Source organism: Streptomyces sp. NPDC001348, from assembly GCF_053597535.1.
Map to the genome: position 1 here is coordinate 15,869 of NZ_JBSFIK010000043.1, position 21,385 is coordinate 37,253.

The following is a 21,385-nucleotide window of genomic DNA, read 5'->3' on the forward strand; positions in this document are numbered from 1 at the left end:
TGGCCGTCAGGCGGGGGCGGCGACCGCCTCGCTGAGCACGAAGGCGGGGTCGACCTGCGCCGCCAGGTCGGCCCCGGTGCGCTCGTTGCCCCACGACTGTGCGTTCCTCAGGTGGAAGTGCACCATCTGGCGGGTGTAGCGCTCCCAGTCCCGCAGTTCGTACGTCGCGTCGGCGGCGGCCCGAAGTGCGCGCAGGGCGTGGCCGTTGGTGTCCTCCAGGAGGTCGAACCGGGGCGGCCTGCCCTTCTCCATCGCGCGTACCCACTCCGAGTGCCCGACGGTCACCAGCAGGTCGTCCCCGGCCTCCGCACGCAGGAAGTCGACGTCGTCCTGGCTCTGCACCTTGTTGCCGACGACCTTCAGGTTGACGCCGAAGTCGCGGGCGTACTCCTTGTACTGGCGGTAGACGGAGACCCCCTTCCGGGTCGGCTCGGCGACGAGGAACGTGATGTCGAAGCGGGTGAACATTCCGGAGGCGAAGGAGTCCGAGCCCGCCGTCATGTCGACCACGACGTACTCGTCCCGGCCGTCGACCAGGTGGTTCAGGAACAGCTCCACCGCTCCCGTCTTGGAGTGGTAGCAGGAGACCCCCAGGTCGGCGTCCGTGAAGGAGCCCGTGACCATCAGACGGGCGGCACCGCCGTCGAGTTCCACCGGCCGTGCGCAGGCGTCGTACACCGGGTTGGGCTCCCGGACCCGCAGCAGCCGCGAGCCCTCGCCGGGCGGGGTCGTCTTGATCATCGTGGCGGCCGAGGCGATGCGCGGGTTGCTGCCGCGCAGATACTCCTTGATCAGTGACAGCCGCTCGCCCATCGCGGGCAGGGCTCCCGTCTCCCTGTCGTCGAGGCCGAGCGCGGCGCCGAGGTGCTGGTTGATGTCGGCGTCGATGGCGACCACCGGCGCTCCGGCCGCCACCAGGTGGCGGATGAAGAGGGAGGACAGCGTGGTCTTGCCGCTGCCGCCCTTCCCGACGAAAGCAATTTTCATGTTCACCAAGAGTAGTCAGTCGATGACTTGAAGTGTCGGCTGGAGTGAAGAAGACCACTCCTTCGTGGGGCGGAGCGCCGGGGTGCGTAGGGTCGTACTCATGAGTACGACAGGCGCGTCCGCCGATCCGCTCGCGACCCTGGGCTCACTGCCCGGTGTGGCCGAGTCCGTGGAGTCCGTGCGCAAGGCCGTGGACCGGGTCTACGGGCATCGCATCATGCGGCGCCGCAGCAATGCGGTCACCTCGGAAGCGGCGCTGCGCGGCGCCCGGGGCTCCGCGGCGCTGTCCGGCGCCGACTGGGCCCTGGAGGAGGTGCGCCGGCGCACCGACTTCAGCGGCGACGACGAGGCGCGCGTGGTGGGCGCGGCCCTGCGGCTGACCGCGGAGGCCGGTCAGATGCTGTCCATCTGGCGGCAGTCCCCCCTGCGGGTGCTCGCCCGGCTGCACCTGGTCGCCGCGGCGGGCAGGGGTGACGACGTCGGGCGGCCGCGCCGGGCCGGGGAGCCGGCCGACGAGCCGCTGATCGAGCTGGCGCTGCCGGACGCCGCCGAGGTGTCCGGTCGGCTGGAGGGTCTCGCGCAGCTGATCATCTCGGGCAGCTCGGCGCCCGCCCTGGTGACGGCCGCGGTGGTGCATGGCGAGTTGCTCGCGCTGCGCCCCTTCGTGTCCCACAACGGGCTGGTCGCGCGCGCGGCCGAGCGGATCGTCCTGATCGGCAGCGGCCTGGACCCGAAGGCGGTCTGTCCGGCCGAGGTGGGCCACGCGGAGCTCGGCCGTGCCGCGTACGTGGCGGCCCTGGACGGCTATGTCTCGGGAACGCCGGAGGGCATGGCGGCCTGGATCGCCCACTGCGGCAGGGCGGTCGAGCTGGGCGTGCGCGAGTCGACGGCGGTTTGCGAGGCGCTGCAGCGCGGGGCCGCCTGACGGAAGAAGGCCCCTGGAGTCCCCTACGACGGGCCAGTCCCCTACGACGGGCCAGTCCCCTACGACGGGCCAGTCCCCTACGACGGGCCAGTCCCGTACGACGGGCCTGAACAGGGTTGCGGCGGTACGAGAGTTCGTACCGCCGCTGGCATGATCACCGAGTTACCAAGCGTCCTCGATATGTCGCCCATCAGGTCGGGATCTTTGCCCGTCACCTGGTGCGGCTGGCCCGTAATCGACGGGTCGACGTCGCGTGGGTGCCCGGTTCTCATGCTCGGTCCGTGGGGCCAAATGCGTTTTAAAGGTGATCCTCGCGGATGTCCTTCGGTCTCGCGGGCCGTTAAGTCCTTTGTACTGCAGGTCCGGAGCAACCGGAACCCCTGTCCGCAGTTCTTTACCTCCAGCACCAAAACGGTCACAAACGGTTCATGTCACTGAGCTGCGCCGTCGGCTGGCGTACCAGACGAGTCCCGCGGTGGCCGCCGCCGCTCCTATCGCCGCCGCCGCGATCAGGGTCGGCCGGGGCGGTACCGAGAGAGTGGGCAACCGCTTCTTGAGGCGCACCGGACGGTGGAAGTCCAGGATCGGCCAGCCGCGGGCGAGCGCCTCGCGGCGCAGGGACCGGTCCGGGTTCACGGCGTGCGGATGTCCGACCGCCTGCAGCATCGGCAGGTCGGTCGCCGAGTCGCTGTAGGCGTAGCAGCGGTCGAGGTCGTACCCCTCGGACTCGGCCAGCTCCCGGATCGCCTCCGCCTTCGTGGGGCCGTAGGCGTAGTACTCCACCTCGCCGGTGAAACAGCCGTCGTCGCCCACGACCATGCGGGTGGCCACCACCCGGTCCGCCCCGAGGAGCTCACCGATCGGCTCGACCACCTCGGCGCCCGACGTGGAAACGATCACCACGTCGCGGCCGGCCGTGTGGTGCTGCTCGATGAGGGAGGCGGCCTCGTCATAGATGATCGGGTCGATCAGGTCGTGCAGGGTCTCGGCGACGATCTCCTTCACCTGCTGCACGTTCCATCCGCGGCACAGCGCCGACAGGTACGCGCGCATGCGCTCCATCTGATCGTGGTCGAGACCCCCGACCAGGAAGACGAACTGGGCATATGCGGTACGCAAGGCGGCCCTGCGGTTGATCAGTCCGCCTTGGTAGAACGACTTGCTGAAGGTGAGTGTGCTCGACTTCGCAATGACCGTCTTGTCCAGGTCAAAGAAGGCTGCTGTGCGGGGCAAGGAGTGGTTTTCCACGCCCCTGAGCATAGGCGCCCACCATTCGGCGTAAGGTGGGGCGCGTGGGTTTGCCTGAGAGGGCTCTCGGGTACACCATGGAAGTCACGGATCGTTCGCGACCGTGCTAACCCGGTCCGACTCCTCCCCCCCCGAGTCGGCCGTGGGGACGACCCCCGCTCTCCCCCCCGGCGGGGGTCGTCGCATGTCCGGGTGGGTTTTTCCCTTCCTTCAGGCGGTTGCCGGGCCCTTGGCGGGCGGCGGTGACCGCCGTCTCGGCATGCCCATGATCCGTCACTGACGGTAGTCGGTGTGCCGCGCTCCGGAAGCTGAACGGGGAGCGGCGCAGGGGTCACCGGTATGGGTGATGGCGATATTCACAACCACTGAGTTGTCCACAGTTTTCCACCAAGATCCACACGATTTCCGGGATCGCTGCACCGTGATTCCAGCGCGCTCCCGCCGGGCGAGTTCATGGCCGGTTCTGTTTGCAGGAGCGTCAATGGCCGGTTCGTATCGGCCGCTCATATGGAGGCCGCTTGCCGGTTCTTCACACGTTCGGGAATCGCGTGGCCGCAGGGGACTGCGCGCACCACGCGGCGAAGGGGGAACACGAGATGGCCAAAACCGTCACCCACGATCCACCGCCCGCGACCGCGGGGCGGCCGCTGATCGTCACGGAGGACGCCCAGCTCCTCGACGACCTGCTGCGCCTGTGCGCGGCGGCGGGCGCCACACCAGAGGTGCACCCCCGCGTACCGGAACGCGGCGGTGGCTGGGAGGCGGCCCCGCTCGTCCTGGTCGGGGACGATGCGGCGCGCCGGGTCCGCGGTGCCACGCGCAGACAGGGAGTGGTGCTCGTCGGGCGTGACCAGGACGACGCCGGCGTCTGGAAACGGGCCGTCCAGATCGGCGCCGACAACGTCCTGATCCTCCCCGAGGGTGAGCAGTGGCTGGTCGACCGCATCGCCGACGTCGCCGAGGGCGTCGGCCGTCCGGCGCTCACCGTCGGTGTCATCGGTGGCCGAGGCGGGGCCGGCGCGTCCACGCTGGCCTGCGCGCTGGCCGTCACATCCGCGCGGGAGGGACTGCGCACCCTGCTCGTCGACGCCGATCCGCTCGGTGGCGGACTCGACGTACTCCTCGGCGGCGAGAGCGCCGACGGGCTGCGCTGGCCCGCCTTCGCCGCCTCACGCGGCCGGGTCGGCGGTGGCGCCCTGGAGGAGTCGCTGCCCCAGCTGCACTCCCTGCGCGTGCTCAGCTGGGACCGCGGCGACTGCGTCGCCGTGCCGCCCCAGGCCGTACGGGCGGTGCTCGCCGCCGCCCGGCGCCGCGGGGGCACCGTCGTGGTCGACCTGCCGCGCCGCATCGACGACGGGGTGGCCGAGACCCTCGCCCAGCTCGACCTCGCGCTCCTCGTCGTCCCCGCCGAGCTGCGCGCCGTCGCGGCGGCCGGCCGGGTGGCCGCCGCCGTCGGCATGGTCCTGCGCGACCTCAGAGTGGCGGTGCGCGGGCCCTACGCACCCGGTCTGGACGACCGCGAGGTGGCCCGGCTGCTCGGCCTGCCCCTGGCCGGTGAGGTGCCCGTCGAACCGGGACTGCTGCGCCCCCACGGCGGCGGCAGACCACCCGGCGCGGCCGGCCGTGGTCCGCTGGCGCGCTTCTGCACCCGGTTCTGGGAGCGGGCCCTGGTGGAGGCGGGTGGCGTATGAGCGCGTTTCCCCGACTCCAGCGCGCGGACTCCCCGGCGCTCCTCGACGGCGTACGGCGATGGCTGGCCGAGAGCGGAGCCGAACCGACACCCGCGCACGTGGCGCAGGCGCTGCGGGAACAGGGGCGGGTGCTCGGCGACGCCGAAGTCCTCGGAGCCGCCGAGCGGCTGCGGTCCGAGCTGGTGGGCAGCGGCCCGCTGGAGCCGCTCCTCGCCGACCCGCAGGTCACCGACGTCCTGGTGTCGGCCCCGGACCGGGTGTGGGTGGACCGGGGTGGCGGCCTGGAGCTGACCACGGTGGCCTTCCCCGACGCGGTTGCCGTACGGCGACTCGCGCAGCGGCTGGCCGCGGTGGCCGGGCGGCGCCTGGACGACGCCCGGCCATGGGCCGACGCCCGGCTGCCCGACGGCACCCGCCTGCACGCGGTGCTGCCCCCGGTGGCCGTCGGCTGCACCTGCCTGTCCCTGCGGGTGGTACGGCCCCGGGCCTTCACGCTCGACGAGCTGGTCGCCGCGGGCACGGTACCGCCGGGCGGTGACCGGATCCTGCGGGCGCTGATGCGGGCAAGGCTGTCCTTCCTCGTCAGCGGCGGCACGGGCAGCGGCAAGACGACGCTGCTGAGCGCGCTGCTCGGACTGGTCGGACCGGACGAGCGGATCGTGCTCGCGGAGGACTCCGCGGAACTGCGCCCCGACCACCCGCACGTCGTACGGCTGGAGACCAGACCCGCCAACCAGGAGGGCGCGGGCCTGGTCACCCTCGAGGACCTGGTGCGGCAGGCGCTGCGGATGCGTCCCGACCGCCTGGTCGTCGGCGAGGTGCGCGGTCCCGAAGTGGTGCATCTGCTGGCCGCGCTCAACACGGGCCACGAAGGCGGCTCCGGCACGGTGCACGCCAACGCCGCGGCGGACGTGCCGGCCCGCCTGGAGGCGCTCGGCACGGCCGCCGGGCTCGACCGGGCAGCGCTGCACAGCCAGTTGGCGGCCGCGCTGTCGGTGGTGCTGCATCTGGTGCGCGACCGGGCGGGGCGGCGCCGCATCTCCGAGGTGCATGTGCTGGAGCGGGACCCCTCGGGGCTGGTTCGGACGGTACCGGCGCTGCGTTGGGGGCCGGGGGCCTTCGCGAGGGATCGCGGGTGGGAACGGCTGCGCGGGCTGTTGCGCGACGAGTTCGACGGCGGACCGGCCGGCAACGGAGGCGAGTGCGATGGGTGAGATCTCGACGGGCGCGCCGACCATGGGCGCCGCCCTGGCCTGTGCCGCCGCGGCGGCCTGGCTGACCGGCGGGCCGCACCGCGGGGCCCGGCGGGCGCGGCTGCTGCTGGCGGGCGGCGGGACGGTGGGGACCGGGCCGCCCACGGGGCGCCGGCCGATCGTCGGTGAACTGCGGCGACTGGGCGGTCGGTTACGGGGCGAGTGGTGGTCGTTGGCCGCCGGACTGGTGTTGGCGCTGCTGGGCGCCTCGGTCGTTCCGGTGGTCGCGGGGGCGGCCGGGGTGCCGGTGCTGCGGCGGGTGCGGCTGGCGCGGGAGGCGCGGCGGGCACGGGAACGGCGCGGGGACGAGGTGATCGCCCTGTGCGGGGCGCTCGCGGGGGAGGTGCGCACCGGACGGCAGCCCGGTGAGGCGCTGTTGTGCGCCGCGCGGGACTCCGGCGGGCTCGACGAGGCGCACGCGGCCGTGCTCGCCGCGGCCAGGTTCGGCGGAGACGTGCCGGGCGCTCTCGCGGGGGCGGCCCGGCAGCCGGGCGCCGAGGGGCTGCTGGGGCTCGCGGCCTGCTGGCGGGTGGCCGTGGACCAGGGCGCCGGGCTGGCAGCGGGCCTCGACCGGCTGGGCGCTGCCCTGCGGGCAGAACGGGATCAGCACGCGGACCTGCGTGCCCAGTTGGCAGGCGCACGGGCCACGGCGGTGATGCTTGCCGCCCTGCCCGCCCTGGGGCTCCTGCTGGGCACGGCCATGGGCGCCGACCCGTTGCACGTGCTGCTGCACCGCGGGGCTGGGCTCGGCTGTCTGCTCGTCGGCGGACTGCTGGAGGCCGCCGGGCTGTGGTGGTCGGCGCGGATCGTGCGCGCGGCGGAGGAGGCATGAGCGCCGCGTTCGTCCACAGACTGGGGACAGCCGTCGCGTTGGCCCTGGTCGTCGGATGGCTTGTACGGCGGATCGGCCTGGCCCGCCGCAGGCGCTGGGCGCGGCGCCGGCTGGCCGGACTGCTGCCCTCCGGCGCCACGGCCCCAGGGCCGTCCGCCGAGGTGCTGGGTGTGGTGCGGCGGTGCTTGCCGGCCGTCGCGGTGGTGGCCGCGGGGTGCGGCCTGGTCGGCGGTGCCGCCGGTGCGGTGGTGGGCCTGGGGCTCGCCGTGGCCCTGTGGCGGTGGCGGCGCCGGCAGGGGGACGGCGCGGGTCGGGCGGCGGATTCCGCTGCCGCGGTGGCCGCCCGTCAACTCCCGCTGGCCGCCGAACTGCTGGCCGCCTGCATCGCGGCCGGTGCGGACCCGGTGACAGCCGCCCGGGCCGTCGGCGAGGCCCTCGGGGGGCCTGTCGGGGAGGCACTGGCGCAGGGCGCCGCCGAGGTACGGCTGGGCGGTGAACCGGCGGACGGCTGGCGCCGGTTGGCGGCGATGCCGGGCGCCGGCGCCCTGGCCCGGCTGCTGGCGCGTGCGGGCGAGTCGGGGCTCCCGGCGGCCACGCCGGTCGCGCGGCTCGCGGCGGACGCGCGAGCGGACCGGGGCCGGGCCGCGACGGCACGGGCCAGGAGGGCGGCCGTTCTGGTCAGCGCACCGGTGGGGCTGTGCTTCCTGCCCGCCTTCATCGCGATCGGCGTGCTGCCCGTGGTCATCGGGCTGGCGGGCGCGGTGGTGCGAGGAGGTGGTGGGTGACGGAGACCGATAAGCGGATGGAAAAGATGAAGCACTCGGAAAAGGGGTCATAAGTGATCGAGGTAAGGAACCTTACGGGGGTCGGGATGAGCAGGAGGACGAAGGGCGCGGGGCGACGGCTGCGGGCGAGGTGGCGGCGGGACGCGGGCATGGTCACCTCGGAGTACGCCATGGGCATCGTCGCGGCCGTGGGATTCGCCCTGCTGCTCTACGAGGTCGTGACGAGCGGACAGGTCCGGGCGGAACTGCAGGCCATCGTGAAACGAGCCCTCAGTGCGCGGATGTGAGCGCCGATACGGCCGCGGCGGCGAACGCGCACGGAGACGGCCGGCGGACCGGGGGTTCGTGACCGCGGAGGCGGCCGTGGTGCTGCCGGTGCTGGTGGCGTTCACCATGGCTCTGGTCTGGGGCCTGTTCATGGCCGTCGTGCAGTTGCAGTGCGTGGACGCCGCGCGTACCGGCGCCCGGGCGGCGGCCCGTCAGGACGCCCCCGACGCGGTGAGGGCGGTGACCCGTGAGGCGGCGCCGCACGGCGCGAAGGTGACCGTCGCCCGCGAGGGGGACCAGGTGCGAGTGACGGTCGTGGCGAAACCGCCGGTGCTGACCGGCCTGCCCTTCGAGGTGCGGGAGGAGGCCGTGGCCGCGACGGAGGAGACGGTCGGTGCCGGGGCGACGGCTCCCCCCGTGGTGACGGGGGCACGGCCATGAGAAGCCGTTTCTCATGGCCGTGCCCCGACCGCCTCTCGGACCGTTGCCCCGACCGCGGGTCCGCCACCGTCTGGGGCGTCGTCGCCGTCGCCGTGCTGTGCGCGGTCTTCGGTACCGCCCTCGCTCTCGGGCAGGCCGTCGTCGCCCGGCACCGCGCGGCCGGCGGTGCCGACCTGGCGGCGCTCGCGGCGGCGGACCGCTGGGCCGACGGCACGGCGACGGCGTGCGCCCGGGCCGACCGGGTGGCGCGGGCGCAGGGGGCCCGGCTGGTCCGGTGCGCGATCGTGGGCGAAACCTCGGACGTGACGGCGGCGTCCGGGCGGGGGCCGTTCGCGGCGCGGGTCAGATCACGGGCGGGCCCTGCGGGGCCGACCGTTCCCCGGCGTGCTCCGTCACCGGTTTCTCCTCCGGCGCCCCCCGCAGCAGCACCGTGAGCAGCCGGACCGCGCCCCTCTTGTGCAGCGGATCGTTGCCGTTGCCGCACTTGGGGGACTGGATGCAGGACGGGCAGCCGGCGTCGCACTCGCAGGAGGCGATGGCCTGGCGGGTGGCGGTCAGCCACTCGCGGGCGGTGTGGAAGGCGCGCTCGGCGAAGCCCGCGCCGCCGGGGTGACCGTCGTACACGAAGACCGTGGGCAGGAGCGTGTCGGGGTGCAGCGGGATCGACACGCCGCCGATGTCCCAGCGGTCGCAGGTCGCGAACAGCGGCAGCATGCCGATCGAGGCGTGCTCGGCGGCGTGCAGGGCGCCGCCGAGGATCTCCGGGTTGATCCGGGCCTCGTCCAGCTGGTCCTCGGTGACCGTCCACCACACCGCGCGGGTGCGCAGCGTACGAGGAGGGAGGTCGAGCTTCGTCTCACCCAGCACCTCACCGGTGATGACACGCCGGCGCAGATAGGAGACCACCTGGTTGGTGACCTCCACCGAGCCGTAGCACAGCCGCCCCGCGCCCCAGGGGACCTCGATGTCCGTCTCCAGGACGGAGATCGACGTCGTGTCGCGGGCGACCGTCGAGTACGGCGGGTCCGCCTGTTCGACCAGGGCCACCGAGTCCTCCAGGTCGAGCGAGCGCACGAGATACGTACGGCCCTGGTGCAGATGGACCGCGCCCTCGTGCACCGTCGAGTGCGCGGCCGAGGCGTCCACCGTGCCGAGGAGGCGTCCGGTGGCCTCCTCCACGACCTGTACCGGCCGGCCGGACTCGCCGCGGATGTCGGTCAGGTCGGCGGCCCGCTCCCGGCGGGTCCAGTGCCAGGCCGTCGTACGGCGGCGCAGCAGCTTCGCGGCCTCCAGCTGCGGCAGCAGCTCCGCCGAGGCGGGCCCGAAGAGCTCCAGGTCCTCCTCGGTCAACGGGATCTCCGCGGCGGCCGCACACAGGTGCGGGGCGAGGACGTAGGGGTTGTCGGGGTCGAGGACGGTGGATTCCACCGGCTGGTCGAACAGGGCCTCGGGATGGTGAACCAGGAAGGTGTCCAGCGGGTCGTCCCGGGCGACCAGCACCGCCAGCGCACCCTGGCCGGAGCGGCCCGCCCGGCCCGCCTGCTGCCACAGGGAGGCGCGCGTGCCCGGATACCCGGCGATCACCACGGCGTCCAGGCCGGAGACGTCCACGCCCAGTTCCAGGGCCGTGGTGGCGGCCAGGCCCAGGAGCTCACCGGAGTGCAGGGCGCGCTCGAGGGCGCGGCGTTCCTCCGGGAGGTAGCCGCCCCGGTAGGCGGCGACACGCCGGGCGAGCGAGCGGTCGACCTCGGCCAGGCGTTCCTGCGCGATCACCGAGATCAGCTCGGCGCCGCGCCGGGAGCGTACGAAGGCGACCGAGCGGACGCCCTGCACGGTGAGGTCGGTCAGCAGGTCGGCGGTCTCCGCGGTGGCGGTACGGCGGACGGGGGCGCCCTTCTCGCCGTGCAGCTCGGTCAGCGGCGGCTCCCAGAGGGCGAAGACGAGCTCCCCGCGCGGGGAGGCGTCGTCGGCGACCTCGACCACCGGCAGGCCGGTGAGCCGGCCGGCGGCCACGGCGGGCTCGGCGGCGGTCGCGGAGGCCAGCAGGAACACCGGCGAGGAGCCGTAGCGCGCGCACAGCCGGCGCAGCCGGCGCAGGACCTGGGCGACGTGGGAGCCGAAGACGCCCCGGTAGGTGTGGCACTCGTCGATGACCACGTATCTGAGCGCCTTCAGGAAGGACGCCCAGCGGGGGTGGGAGGGCAGGATGCCGCGGTGCAGCATGTCCGGGTTGGTCAGGACGTAGTTGGCGTACTGGCGGATCCACTCGCGTTCCTCGAACGGCGTGTCGCCGTCGTACACGGCTGGTCGAACTGCTGTTCCCAATGGCTGTGCGAGTTCCTTCACCGCACGGCACTGGTCGGCCGCGAGGGCCTTGGTGGGGGCCAGGTACAGGGCGGTGGCGCCGCGGCCGTTGGCCGCCCGGGATCCCTCCAGCAGCGTGGACAGGACCGGGACGAGGTACGCCAGGGACTTGCCGGACGCCGTGCCCGTGGCGACGACCACCGAATCGCCGTCCAGGACGTGCTCGGCGGCGAGTGCCTGGTGGGCCCAGGGGTGCTCGATGCCACACGCCTGGACGGCGGCGATCACTTCCGGGCGAATTCGATCAGGCCAAACGGCATGGCGACCCGCACGCGGGGGCAAGTGCTCCGTATGAGTGATGCGCGAGGCCCGGCTCGGCCCCGAGGCGAGCCGGTCCAGGACCGTGCCCGGGGAGAACCGGGGTGCGGGCTCCGTCGGAGGTCGATCGGTTCGGTGATTCTTGGCCATCGGCACCGAGTGTGTCACCGGCGTGACGGACAATGGAGCCAAGGCGTCGTGCACGCCTGCCGGTAAGTGATTGAATGCCATCGCGGCTGGCGATACGTCCCGGGGGCCGCAAGCCGAAGGTGTCCCGAGGGACGAACGCTCGATAGCAAGGTGCTGGAGGATCCGTGGACCTGTCCCTGTCGACCCGTACCGTCGGCGATCGTACGGTCGTCGAGGTCGGTGGCGAAATCGACGTATATACCGCGCCCAAGCTGCGCGAGCAGCTGGTCGAGCTGGTGAACGACGGGAATTTCCACCTCGTCGTCGACATGGAGGGCGTGGACTTCCTCGACTCCACCGGTCTCGGCGTGCTGGTCGGCGGCCTGAAGCGGGTGCGTGCCCATGAGGGCTCGCTGCGCCTGGTCTGCAACCAGGAGCGCATTCTGAAGATCTTCCGCATCACCGGTCTCACCAAGGTGTTCCCGATTCACACCTCGGTCGACGAAGCGGTGGCGGCCACCGACTGACTCGGGGCGCCCGACCGACTCCGGTCGCCGGTCGGCCCCGGGCCGTCGACGCACTGCGGACCCGCTGAGGCGGTCCGGAGGACGGACGAAGGCGGCCTCGGCCGGTCCGGGGGCGTCCAGGCGCCCAGGCCGTCGGCCGGCGATCCGGTCGTCCGGTCGGCCCGTCTCCCGGGCGGAAACGCCCGGGCGGAAGAAGTTCATCAGGGGGCCAGGGCTCTCGGCGGCCCGGCCCCCGACCGCAGCCCGTAGTTCCGAGGGGGATGCATGGCCACCGTTGAACTCCGCTTCAGCGCGCTGCCCGAGCACGTCAGAACCGCCCGACTGGTGGCGGCAGCGGTGGCGCGCAGGGCCGGAGTGGACGAGGCCGTACTCGACGAGGTCCGGCTCGCCGTCGGCGAGGCCTGCTCCCGCGCCGTCGGACTGCACCAGAGCGTCGGCATCACGGCGCCGGTGAAGGTGGCGCTGATCGAAGACGAGAAGCAGTTCTCCATCGAGGTCGGTGACGAGGTCCCGCACGCGCACGCGGACGGTCCGGCCGACGGCGCCGCCCCGGACGCGGACGTGGAGGCCGAGGAGGACGAGATGGGCCTCGCTGTCATCAGCGGCCTCGTCGACGACGTGGAGGTCACCACAGGCGAACACGGCGGACTGATCCGTATGACCTGGCCGACCACGCCGCCGGCCGCCGCGATCGCCTGAACCACCCGCTTCACCCCGACGCTTCACCCGAAGGGCCCCACTCGGTGGGGCCCTTCGGCATGTCGGTAGGCCGGTGACCGGGCATACACTGGTTTTCGTGAATTCATTCACGATCAATTGCGTGATAATGGATCAAGCGTCAATGCGTTCAGGGCGTTACCACTTTCGGGTTCAGTGTCTGCCCGGCGATCATTTGCTGTAGAGCGCAGGTGGGCCAATTCCGTTTACCGCGCTCTGTTTAGATCAGGTTCCGGTACCTAGAATCCGTCCACATCTTGAGCTCAGCCCAAGCGTCAAGGAGGACGAATGGCGGGGCTTTCTACCCCTCATCAGCTGGACCACCCCACAACCCTCGCAGCCGCGGTCCTGACAGACGACAACCGGATCATCGTGGCGGTCATCGCGGCCGTGGCGGTGGCCGCGCTCGTGGTCGCAGGCGTCCTGGTACGCCAGGTTCTGGCGGCGGGCGAGGGCACCGACAGCATGAAGCGGATCGCGGAGGCGGTCCAGGAAGGCGCCAAGGCCTATCTCGGCCGGCAGCTGCGCACGCTCGGCGTATTCGCCGTCCTCGTGTTCTTCCTTCTCATGCTGCTGCCCGCGGACGACTGGAATCAGCGTGCCGGACGGTCGGTGTTCTTCCTGATCGGTGCCGCGTTCTCGGCGGCCACCGGCTATATCGGCATGTGGCTCGCCGTGCGCAGCAATGTCCGCGTGGCCGCGGCGGCCCGGGAAGCCACACCGGCGGAGGGTGAACCCGAAAAGGATCTCACCACCGTCTCGCACAAAGCCATGAAGATCGCTTTTCGCACGGGCGGCGTCGTCGGCATGTTCACGGTGGGGCTCGGCCTGCTGGGCGCCTCCTGCGTGGTGCTGGTGTACGCGGCCGACGCGCCGAAGGTGCTCGAGGGCTTCGGCCTCGGGGCCGCCCTCATCGCCATGTTCATGCGTGTCGGCGGCGGCATCTTCACCAAGGCCGCCGACGTCGGCGCCGACCTGGTCGGCAAGGTCGAACAGGGCATTCCGGAGGACGATCCGCGCAATGCCGCGACCATCGCCGACAACGTGGGCGACAACGTCGGCGACTGCGCGGGCATGGCGGCCGACCTCTTCGAGTCGTACGCCGTGACCCTGGTCGCCGCGCTGATCCTCGGCAAGGCGGCCTTCGGCGACTCGGGACTCGCCTTCCCGCTGCTGGTGCCCGCGATCGGCGTGATCACCGCGATGATCGGCATCTTCGCGGTCGCCCCGCGCCGCGCCGACCGCAGCGGTATGTCCGCGATCAACCGCGGCTTCTTCATCTCCGCGGTGATCTCCCTCGCCCTGGTGGCGGCGGCGGTCTTCGTCTACCTGCCCGCGAAGTACGCGGACCTCGACGGTGTCACCGACGCCGCGATCAGGGGCAAGGCCGGCGACCCGCGCATCCTCGCCCTCGTGGCGGTGGCCATCGGCATCCTGCTCGCCGCCGTGATCCAGCAGCTCACCGGCTACTTCACCGAGACCAACCGCCGTCCGGTGCGGGACATCGGCAAGACCTCCCTCACGGGCCCGGCCACCGTCGTCCTCTCCGGTATCTCGGTCGGCCTCGAATCGGCCGTCTACACCGGCCTGCTGATCGGGCTCGGCGTGTACGGGGCGTTCCTGCTCGGCGGTACGTCGATCATGCTGGCGCTGTTCGCGGTGGCCCTGGCCGGCACCGGACTGCTCACCACCGTCGGTGTGATCGTCGCCATGGACACCTTCGGGCCGGTCTCCGACAACGCGCAGGGCATCGCCGAGATGTCCGGCGACGTCGAGGGCGCCGGTGCGCAGGTGCTCACCAACCTGGACGCGGTGGGCAACACCACCAAGGCCATCACCAAGGGCATCGCCATCGCCACCGCGGTCCTGGCCGCGTCGGCGCTGTTCGGGTCGTACCGCGACGCCATCACCACCGGCGCGCGTGACGTCGGCGAGAAACTGTCCGGACCGGGCGCACCGATGAGCCTGATCATGGACATCTCGCAGCCCAACAACCTCGTCGGTCTGATCGCCGGCGCGGCGGTCGTCTTCCTCTTCTCGGGGCTGGCGATCAACGCCGTGTCGCGGTCGGCGGGTTCGGTGGTCTTCGAGGTGCGGCGGCAGTTCCGCGAGCACCCCGGGATCATGGACTACAGCGAGAAGCCGGAGTACGGCAAGGTCGTCGACATCTGCACCAAGGATGCCCTGCGCGAGCTCGCCACGCCCGGTCTGCTCGCGGTCATGGCGCCGATCTTCATCGGGTTCACGCTCGGCGTCGGGGCGCTCGGCTCGTACCTGGCGGGCGCGATCGGCGCGGGCACGCTGATGGCGGTGTTCCTCGCCAACTCCGGCGGTGCCTGGGACAACGCCAAGAAGCTCGTGGAGGACGGCCACCACGGCGGCAAGGGCAGCGAGGCCCACGCGGCCACGGTGATCGGTGACACGGTCGGCGACCCCTTCAAGGACACCGCCGGTCCGGCGATCAACCCCCTGCTGAAGGTCATGAACCTGGTGTCGCTGCTCATCGCGCCCGCGGTCATCCGGTTCTCCTACGGCGACGACAAGAACATCGCGGTACGGATCGTGGTCGCGGTCCTCTCCCTCGCCGTGATCGTCGGCGCGGTGTACGTCTCCAAGCGGCGCGGCATCGCCGTGGGGGACGAGGAGCAGGAGGCGGACCGGGTGTCCAAGCCGGCCGATCCCGCGGTGGTTTCGTAGACCGCATTGACGAAGCCCTGCTCAAGGGGCGGGCGGGTGGCACGCGTCGGCGTGCCACCCGCCCGCTTCCGTAGAGTGCGCCACCTCACCGTGACCCTTCTCTCGCATGGTGCAAACAGTGTGAATACGGTCTTAGCGGATGTTATGTCTGGGGCATCCGCCGTCCGGCGTGTAAATTCCGGGGGCCGAGAGCCATGGAAGGGACCAAACCGGTGAACAAGAAGCTCGCGGCCGCGCTGTCCGGCGGTGCGGTACTGGCAGTGGCGCTGACCGGCTGCAGCAGCGGCGACAAGGGCAACCCCAAACTGGATGCCTGGGCCAAGCAGGTCTGCGACGCGGTGCCGGCGCAGGACGCCAAGATCAAGTCCGCCAACGCCGCCATCACGAAGACGGCCTCGGACACCTCCAACCCGCCGGCGACCATCCAGAAGACCGACTCCCAGGCCTTCCAGGACATGTCCGACGGCTACAAGTCGCTCGCCGCGGCCATCAACAACGCCGGGGCGCCCCCCGGGGTCGACGGCGGCGCCAAGCGGCAGCAGGACGCCGTCAAGAACCTCAACGACCTCTCCGCGGCGTACGCCGGCCTGAAGAAGAAGGTCGACGCGCTCGACACCAAGAACCAGTCGAAGTTCGCCACCGGACTGCACGACATCGCCACCCAGATGACGGACCTGCAGAAGCAGAGCCAGAGCGGCACCACCGCCCTGAAGAACCTGGAGCAGGGCGACGTCAAGGACGCCATCGCCAAGCAGGCGAGCTGCAAGAAGGTGTCCGCCTCGACGTCGTCGTCGACCACCGCCGGCTGATCCCGGCCCGCGGGTCACAATGGGGGGCGTGAGTAACGCCACCCCGCCCTCCCTGCCGTCCGCCGACCGCCCCGACGTCGCCGCCCGGCTGCGCGACGCCCTGCTCGGCGCCTCCTTCACCGCCGACGGGCTGCTCGAACTGCTCGGCGCGCCCGCCTACGCGGCGCTGGCCCGCAGCGAGACCGTGCCCGCGCTCCGCGCGACCCGTGGTGACACGGCGCTGGAGGCGCTCGTACGGCTGTTCCTGCTCCAGCAGCCCGTGCCGCACGCCCGCGTGGCGGACGTCCTGCCCGTCGAGGAGTGCCTGGCGAGCGGCTGGCTGGTGCGCCCGGGCGGCGCCGCCGGAAGCGACGTCGCCGCGACCGTGGACGTACGGCCCTACGGCGGGCCCGGCGGCGAGGACTGGTTCATCGTCTCCGACCTCGGGTGCGCGGTCGGCGGCGCGGGCGGCATCGGCAACCGGGGCCGTCAGGCAGACACGGAGGTCGTCCTGGGCGTGGGCGGCGCGTCCATGACCCTCGCGGGCATCACCGTGCGCACCCCCGTCGCCGCCGCGCTCGACCTCGGCACCGGCTCCGGGATCCAGGCGCTGCACGCCACCCGGCACGCCACGCGCGTCACGGCGACCGACCTCAACCCGCGCGCCCTGCACTTCACGGCGCTGACCCTCGCCCTGTCCGGCGTCCCTGCCGCCGATCTGCGCCAGGGCTCGCTGTTCGAGCCCGTCAAGGAGGGGGAGGGGTACGACCTGATCGTCTCCAACCCGCCCTTCGTGATCTCGCCGGGTGCCCGACTGACGTACCGGGACGGCGGGATGGGCGGGGACGATCTGTGCCGCTCGCTCGTTCAGGGAGCGGGGGAACGTCTCAGTGAGGGAGGGTTCGCGCAGTTCCTCGCCAACTGGCAGCACGTGGAGGGGGAGGACTGGCAGGACAGGCTCAGGTCGTGGGTGCCGCGCGGGTGCGACGCCTGGATCGTGCAGCGTGAGGTGCAGGACGTCACGCAGTACGCCGAACTGTGGCTCAGGGACGCCGGTGACCACCGGGCCGGCCAGGCCGACTACCAGGCACGGTACGACGCCTGGCTGGAGGAGTTCGAGGCGCGCAAGGTCAAGGGGGTCGGCTTCGGCTGGATCACGCTGCGCAGGACCGGGGCCGCCGCGCCCTCGGTCACCGTGGAGGAGTGGCCGCACTCGGTCGAACAGCCGCTCGGCGACACGATCCGCGCCCATTTCGAACGCCTGGACTACCTGCGGGAGCACGACGACGCGGCACTGCTCGCCGGGCACTTCAAGCTCGCCGCGGAAGTGGTCCAGGAGCAGGTCGGGCTGCCCGGCGCCGAGGACCCGGAGCACGTGGTGCTGCGCCAGCACCGGGGGATGCGCCGGGCCACCAAGGTGGACACGGTCGGCGCCGGCTTCGCGGGTGTCTGCGACGGCACCCTCAGCGCGGGCCGCATCCTCGACGCCATCGCCCAGCTGATGGGCGAGGACCCGGTGGTCCTGCGCGACCGCACACCGGCGCAGATCCGGCTGCTGGTGGAACAGGGGTTCCTGGAGCCGGCGGGCTGAGGACCCGGGGCGCGGACCGGGACCGAGACCGGAGCGGCCCCCCGCCGACCGGACGCCCCGCCGACCGGACGCCCCCGCCGACCGGACGCCCCGCCGACCGGACGTCACCGCCGACCGGACGCCCCGCCGACCGGACGTCACCGGTTGCGCCCCCGGGCAGCCGGTCGCGCGGGCCGGCTGCCCGGGCGGAGACCGCCCCCGCCGCCCGCCCGTCCCGGCACCGCGGGCAACCGAAACCGGCCAAGAAGCGCGCGGACCCGGTCCGGGCGCCCCCGCGGCGCGGCCGCGACAGGAAAAAGACCGGAAAAATACGGACCGCCCATCGATCACCCCGAGGCGCTCGAAGAAGCGGGCGGGGGACGGTCGGCCCGGTGTTCACCCAGGGTTCGCCCGTCCGACGCACCGACCTGTCACTCTCCCCGCGCTGGGCACTCGCCGACAGCGGAAAAGGGGCGCAGGGGTTCATGGAGAGCGGGCCGGCGATCTTCGCGGGAGCGGTGTTCGCCCTGTTCGGAGCCGCACTGCTGGTGTGGACCGTCACCCGGATCCGGCGCGGAGAGCCGGTCGCCCTCGGTGTGAGCCGGGTCGCATCGGCGACCCTCGCGGGACTCGCCTCGGTGATCGCGTCGGCCCTCGCCGCGTACTGCCTGACCCGCCTCTGAAGGCGGCGCGCACCATACCGTCCGAGTGAGGGGAGCGTCACGCTCCGGACAGGAGTGGGCCGACGACTGGCGACTCCGGGCGGCAGGAAGGGCGGTAGTCGGGTTACCGTTCGAGTGGCCGTTGTGGGCTTTTCCCGTTTGACACGGGGGCGGGATGTACCGTCACACTCCGCAGCGTCACCACCAGCGAGCCACACAGCACGTGCCCCGGGACCAACGGCCTGGGGAGGCCCCAGCGTCGACCGGAGAGAAGAGCGAAGTTGTCCCCGACCAGCGAGACCGCACAGGGCGGCCGCCGACTCGTCATCGTCGAGTCGCCTGCCAAGGCGAAGACGATCAAGGGCTACCTGGGCCCCGGCTACGTAGTCGAAGCGAGCGTCGGGCACATCCGCGACCTCCCCAACGGCGCCGCGGAGGTGCCGGAGAAGTACACCGGCGAGGTCCGTCGCCTCGGCGTGGACGTCGACCACGATTTCGAGCCGATCTATGTCGTCAACGCCGACAAGAAGGCCCAGGTCAAGAAGCTCAAGGACCTGCTGAAGGACTCCGACGAGCTCTTCCTCGCCACCGATGAGGACCGCGAGGGCGAGGCCATCGCGTGGCATCTCCTGGAGGTGCTGAAGCCCAAGGTCCCGGTCAAGCGGATGGTCTTCCACGAGATCACCAAGGACGCGATCCGCCAGGCCGTCGCCAACCCGCGCGACCTCAACCAGCGCATGGTCGACGCCCAGGAGACCCGCCGCATCCTCGACCGCCTCTACGGCTACGAGGTCTCGCCGGTGCTGTGGAAGAAGGTCATGCCGCGTCTGTCGGCGGGCCGTGTCCAGTCGGTCGCCACGCGGCTGGTCGTGGAGCGGGAACGTGAGCGCATCGCGTTCCGGTCGGCCGAGTACTGGGACCTGACGGGCACCTTCGCGACCGGCCGCGCGGGAGATCCGTCGGACCCGTCGACGCTGGTCGCCCGTCTGCAGACCGTCGACGGCAGGCGGATCGCCCAGGGCCGCGACTTCGACTCCCTGGGGCAGCTCAAGAGCGCGAACATCCTCCACCTGGATGAGGCGAACGCCCGCGCCCTGGTCGCCGCACTGGAGAACACCCGCTTCTCCGTGCGGTCCGTCGAGTCCAAGCCGTACCGCCGCTCGCCGTACGCACCGTTCCGTACGACGACGCTGCAGCAGGAGGCCAGCCGCAAGCTCGGCTTCGGCGCGAAGGCGACCATGCAGGTCGCCCAGAAGCTGTACGAGAACGGCTACATCACGTACATGCGTACGGACTCCACGACCCTGAGCGACACGGCGGTCACCGCCGCCCGTGCTCAGGTCACGCAGCTGTACGGGGCCGAGTACCTGCCGAGCACGCCCCGCACGTACGCCGGCAAGGTCAAGAACGCGCAGGAGGCGCACGAGGCGATCCGGCCCTCGGGTGATCGTTTCCGCACCCCGGCCGAGACGGGACTGACCGGCGACCAGTTCAAGCTCTACGAACTGATCTGGAAGCGGACCGTCGCCTCCCAGATGAAGGACGCGACCGGGAACAGCGTGACCGTGAAGATCGGTGGCGCCGCCGCCGACGGCCGGGACGTCGAGTTCAGCGCGTCCGGCAAGACGATCACCTTCCACGGCTTCCTGAAGGCCTACGTCGAGGGCGCCGACGACCCGAACGCCGAGCTCGACGACCGCGAGCGCCGGCTGCCGCAGGTCGCCGAGGGCGACGCACTGAGCGCCGAGGAGATCACGGCCGACGGGCACGCCACCAAGCCCCCGGCCCGCTACACCGAGGCTTCCCTGGTCAAGGAGCTGGAAGAGCGCGAGATCGGCCGCCCGTCGACGTACGCGTCGATCATCGGCACGATCCTCGACCGCGGCTACGTGTTCAAGAAGGGCACGGCCCTGGTGCCGTCCTTCCTGTCCTTCGCCGTCGTCAACCTCCTGGAGAAGCACTTCGGGCGGCTCGTCGACTACGACTTCACCGCCAAGATGGAGGACGACCTCGACCGCATCGCGCGCGGCGAGGCGCAGGCCGTGCCGTGGCTGAAGCGGTTCTACTTCGGTGAAGCAGTTCCCGACAGCGGCTTCGCCGCGGGCGTCACGGGCGCCGCGGCCGACGCCGGCAACGGCGACGGCGACCACCTCGGCGGCCTCAAGGAGCTGGTGACGGACCTGGGCGCCATCGACGCGCGCGAGGTGTCGTCGTTCCCGGTGGGCAACGACATCGTGCTGCGGGTCGGCCGGTACGGCCCGTACATCGAGCGGGGCGAGAAGGACGCCGAGAACCACCAGCGCGCGGACATCCCGGAGGACCTCGCCCCGGACGAGCTGTCCGTCGAACTGGCGGAGGAGCTGCTGGCCAAGCCGAGCGGCGACTTCGAGCTGGGCGCCGACCCGGAGACCGGCCACCAGATCATCGCCAAGGACGGCCGCTACGGCCCGTACGTCACCGAGGTGCTCCCCGAGGGCACCCCGAAGACCGGCAAGAACGCGGTCAAGCCGCGTACGGCCTCCCTGTTCAAGTCGATGTCCCTGGACACGGTCACGCTCGCGGACGCGCTCCGGCTGATGTCGCTGCCGCGCGTCGTCGGCACCGACGCGGACGGCGTGGAGATCACCGCGCAGAACGGCCGCTACGGCCCGTACCTGAAGAAGGGCACGGACTCGCGCTCCCTGCAGGCCGAGGACCAGATCTTCACGATCACGCTCGAGGAGGCGCAGGCGATCTACGCCCAGCCGAAGCAGCGCGGTCGGGCCGCCGCCAAGCCGCCGCTGAAGGAGCTGGGCGAGGACCCGGTGAGCGGCAAGCCGGTCGTGGTGAAGGACGGCCGGTTCGGGCCGTACGTCACCGACGGGGAGACCAACGCGACCCTGCGCTCCGGCGACAGCGTCGAGACGATCACCCCCGAGCGCGGCTTCGAGCTGCTCGCCGAGAAGCGGGCCAAGGGACCCGCCAAGAAGACGGCGAAGAAGGCGACCGCGACCGCGAAGAAGGCCGCCCCGGCGAAGAAGACCGCGGCCAAGAAGACGGCCGCGAAGAAGACCACCGCCAAGAAGACCACCGCCAAGACCGCCGCCAAGAAGGCGACGGCCTCCAGGACCACGGAGGACTGAGGGTCCGGCACCCCGTCGGCCTTCACACACCTTCACGGCGACTTCGCGAAACGAACGCCCCGGCATCACTTTGGTGTCGGGGTGTGCGTACGTTCGGACGGTCGCGGTGTGCTGTCAGCCGC

Annotated in this window: 18 protein-coding genes; 15 read left to right on the forward strand and 3 right to left on the reverse strand. The window is 71.9% G+C overall.

Translation table 11 applies throughout. The annotated features are described in order from the left end of the window. Window positions 1–6: 6 nt before the first annotated feature. Window positions 7–987, reverse strand: a complete 981-nt coding sequence (locus tag ACWC21_RS33310; protein WP_450887322.1) for an ATP-binding protein — start codon at window positions 985–987, stop codon at window positions 7–9. A gap of 100 nt (window positions 988–1,087) precedes the next feature. Between ACWC21_RS33310 and ACWC21_RS33315 the strand changes: the two genes are divergently transcribed. Further along, a complete protein-coding gene (locus ACWC21_RS33315; protein ID WP_450887324.1) occupies window positions 1,088–1,912 on the forward strand; it encodes an oxidoreductase in 825 nt (274 codons plus the stop codon). Between the two features lie 426 nt (window positions 1,913–2,338). On the opposite strand, the gene ACWC21_RS33320 is transcribed toward ACWC21_RS33315, so the two are convergent. Beyond that, window positions 2,339–3,172, reverse strand: coding sequence for an HAD family hydrolase (locus ACWC21_RS33320; RefSeq protein ID WP_450887326.1), 834 nt, complete (start codon window positions 3,170–3,172; stop codon window positions 2,339–2,341). 584 nt (window positions 3,173–3,756) lie between these two features. Between ACWC21_RS33320 and ssd the strand changes: the two genes are divergently transcribed. The 7 genes from ssd to ACWC21_RS33355 all read left to right on the forward strand — a co-directional run bounded on the left by ssd (window position 3,757) and on the right by ACWC21_RS33355 (window position 8,863). Continuing rightward, window positions 3,757–4,851: a septum site-determining protein Ssd gene (gene ssd, locus ACWC21_RS33325; protein ID WP_450887328.1), complete on the forward strand. Its 1,095-nt coding sequence runs from the start codon at window positions 3,757–3,759 to the stop codon at window positions 4,849–4,851. Then, complete coding sequence (locus ACWC21_RS33330) at window positions 4,848–6,065, forward strand: TadA family conjugal transfer-associated ATPase (RefSeq protein ID WP_450887330.1); 1,218 nt, start codon at window positions 4,848–4,850, stop codon at window positions 6,063–6,065. The genes ssd and ACWC21_RS33330 overlap by 4 nt, the downstream gene beginning before the upstream one ends. Further along, window positions 6,058–6,936, forward strand: a complete 879-nt coding sequence (locus tag ACWC21_RS33335; protein ID WP_450887332.1) for a type II secretion system F family protein — start codon at window positions 6,058–6,060, stop codon at window positions 6,934–6,936. Before ACWC21_RS33330 ends, ACWC21_RS33335 begins: the two co-directional genes overlap by 8 nt. Next, window positions 6,933–7,721, forward strand: a complete 789-nt coding sequence (locus ACWC21_RS33340; protein ID WP_450887334.1) for a type II secretion system F family protein — start codon at window positions 6,933–6,935, stop codon at window positions 7,719–7,721. Before ACWC21_RS33335 ends, ACWC21_RS33340 begins: the two co-directional genes overlap by 4 nt. An 86-nt stretch (window positions 7,722–7,807) precedes the next feature. Beyond that, window positions 7,808–8,008 (forward strand): DUF4244 domain-containing protein, encoded by a 201-nt coding sequence (locus tag ACWC21_RS33345; RefSeq protein ID WP_450887335.1) that lies wholly within the window; start codon window positions 7,808–7,810, stop codon window positions 8,006–8,008. A 58-nt stretch (window positions 8,009–8,066) separates the two neighbouring features. After that, complete coding sequence (locus ACWC21_RS33350; protein WP_450887337.1) at window positions 8,067–8,429, forward strand: TadE family type IV pilus minor pilin; 363 nt, start codon at window positions 8,067–8,069, stop codon at window positions 8,427–8,429. Beyond that, entirely contained in the window at window positions 8,426–8,863 is a 438-nt protein-coding gene (locus ACWC21_RS33355; protein WP_450887339.1) for an Rv3654c family TadE-like protein, read from the forward strand. The genes ACWC21_RS33350 and ACWC21_RS33355 overlap by 4 nt, the downstream gene beginning before the upstream one ends. Here ACWC21_RS33355 and ACWC21_RS33360 read toward each other — a convergent pair. Further along, window positions 8,772–11,282, reverse strand: a complete 2,511-nt coding sequence (locus ACWC21_RS33360) for a DEAD/DEAH box helicase (protein WP_450887341.1) — start codon at window positions 11,280–11,282, stop codon at window positions 8,772–8,774. The two genes, ACWC21_RS33355 and ACWC21_RS33360, sit on opposite strands and share 92 nt — an antisense overlap. An 83-nt stretch (window positions 11,283–11,365) precedes the next feature. Between ACWC21_RS33360 and bldG the strand changes: the two genes are divergently transcribed. The 7 genes from bldG (at window position 11,366) to topA (ending at window position 21,263) form a co-directional block, all read left to right on the forward strand. Then, window positions 11,366–11,707, forward strand: a complete 342-nt coding sequence (gene bldG, locus ACWC21_RS33365; RefSeq protein ID WP_009189842.1) for an anti-sigma factor antagonist BldG — start codon at window positions 11,366–11,368, stop codon at window positions 11,705–11,707. Between the two features lie 264 nt (window positions 11,708–11,971). After that, the gene (locus ACWC21_RS33370; RefSeq protein ID WP_450887343.1) at window positions 11,972–12,406 is read left to right on the forward strand and encodes an ATP-binding protein; all 435 of its coding nucleotides are present in this window, start codon (window positions 11,972–11,974) and stop codon (window positions 12,404–12,406) included. Window positions 12,407–12,712: 306 nt separating this feature from the next. After that, window positions 12,713–15,121 (forward strand): sodium-translocating pyrophosphatase, encoded by a 2,409-nt coding sequence (locus ACWC21_RS33375; protein ID WP_450887345.1) that lies wholly within the window; start codon window positions 12,713–12,715, stop codon window positions 15,119–15,121. A gap of 194 nt (window positions 15,122–15,315) precedes the next feature. Next, a complete protein-coding gene (locus tag ACWC21_RS33380) occupies window positions 15,316–15,930 on the forward strand; it encodes a small secreted protein (protein ID WP_450887347.1) in 615 nt (204 codons plus the stop codon). A gap of 19 nt (window positions 15,931–15,949) precedes the next feature. Then, entirely contained in the window at window positions 15,950–17,500 is a 1,551-nt protein-coding gene (locus ACWC21_RS33385) for a DUF7059 domain-containing protein (RefSeq protein ID WP_450887349.1), read from the forward strand. Window positions 17,501–17,964: 464 nt separating this feature from the next. After that, window positions 17,965–18,162, forward strand: a complete 198-nt coding sequence (locus tag ACWC21_RS33390) for a hypothetical protein (protein ID WP_450887405.1) — start codon at window positions 17,965–17,967, stop codon at window positions 18,160–18,162. A 260-nt stretch (window positions 18,163–18,422) separates the two neighbouring features. Then, window positions 18,423–21,263, forward strand: a complete 2,841-nt coding sequence (gene topA / locus ACWC21_RS33395) for a type I DNA topoisomerase (RefSeq protein WP_450887351.1) — start codon at window positions 18,423–18,425, stop codon at window positions 21,261–21,263. The last annotated feature ends 122 nt before the right edge of the window (window positions 21,264–21,385 follow it).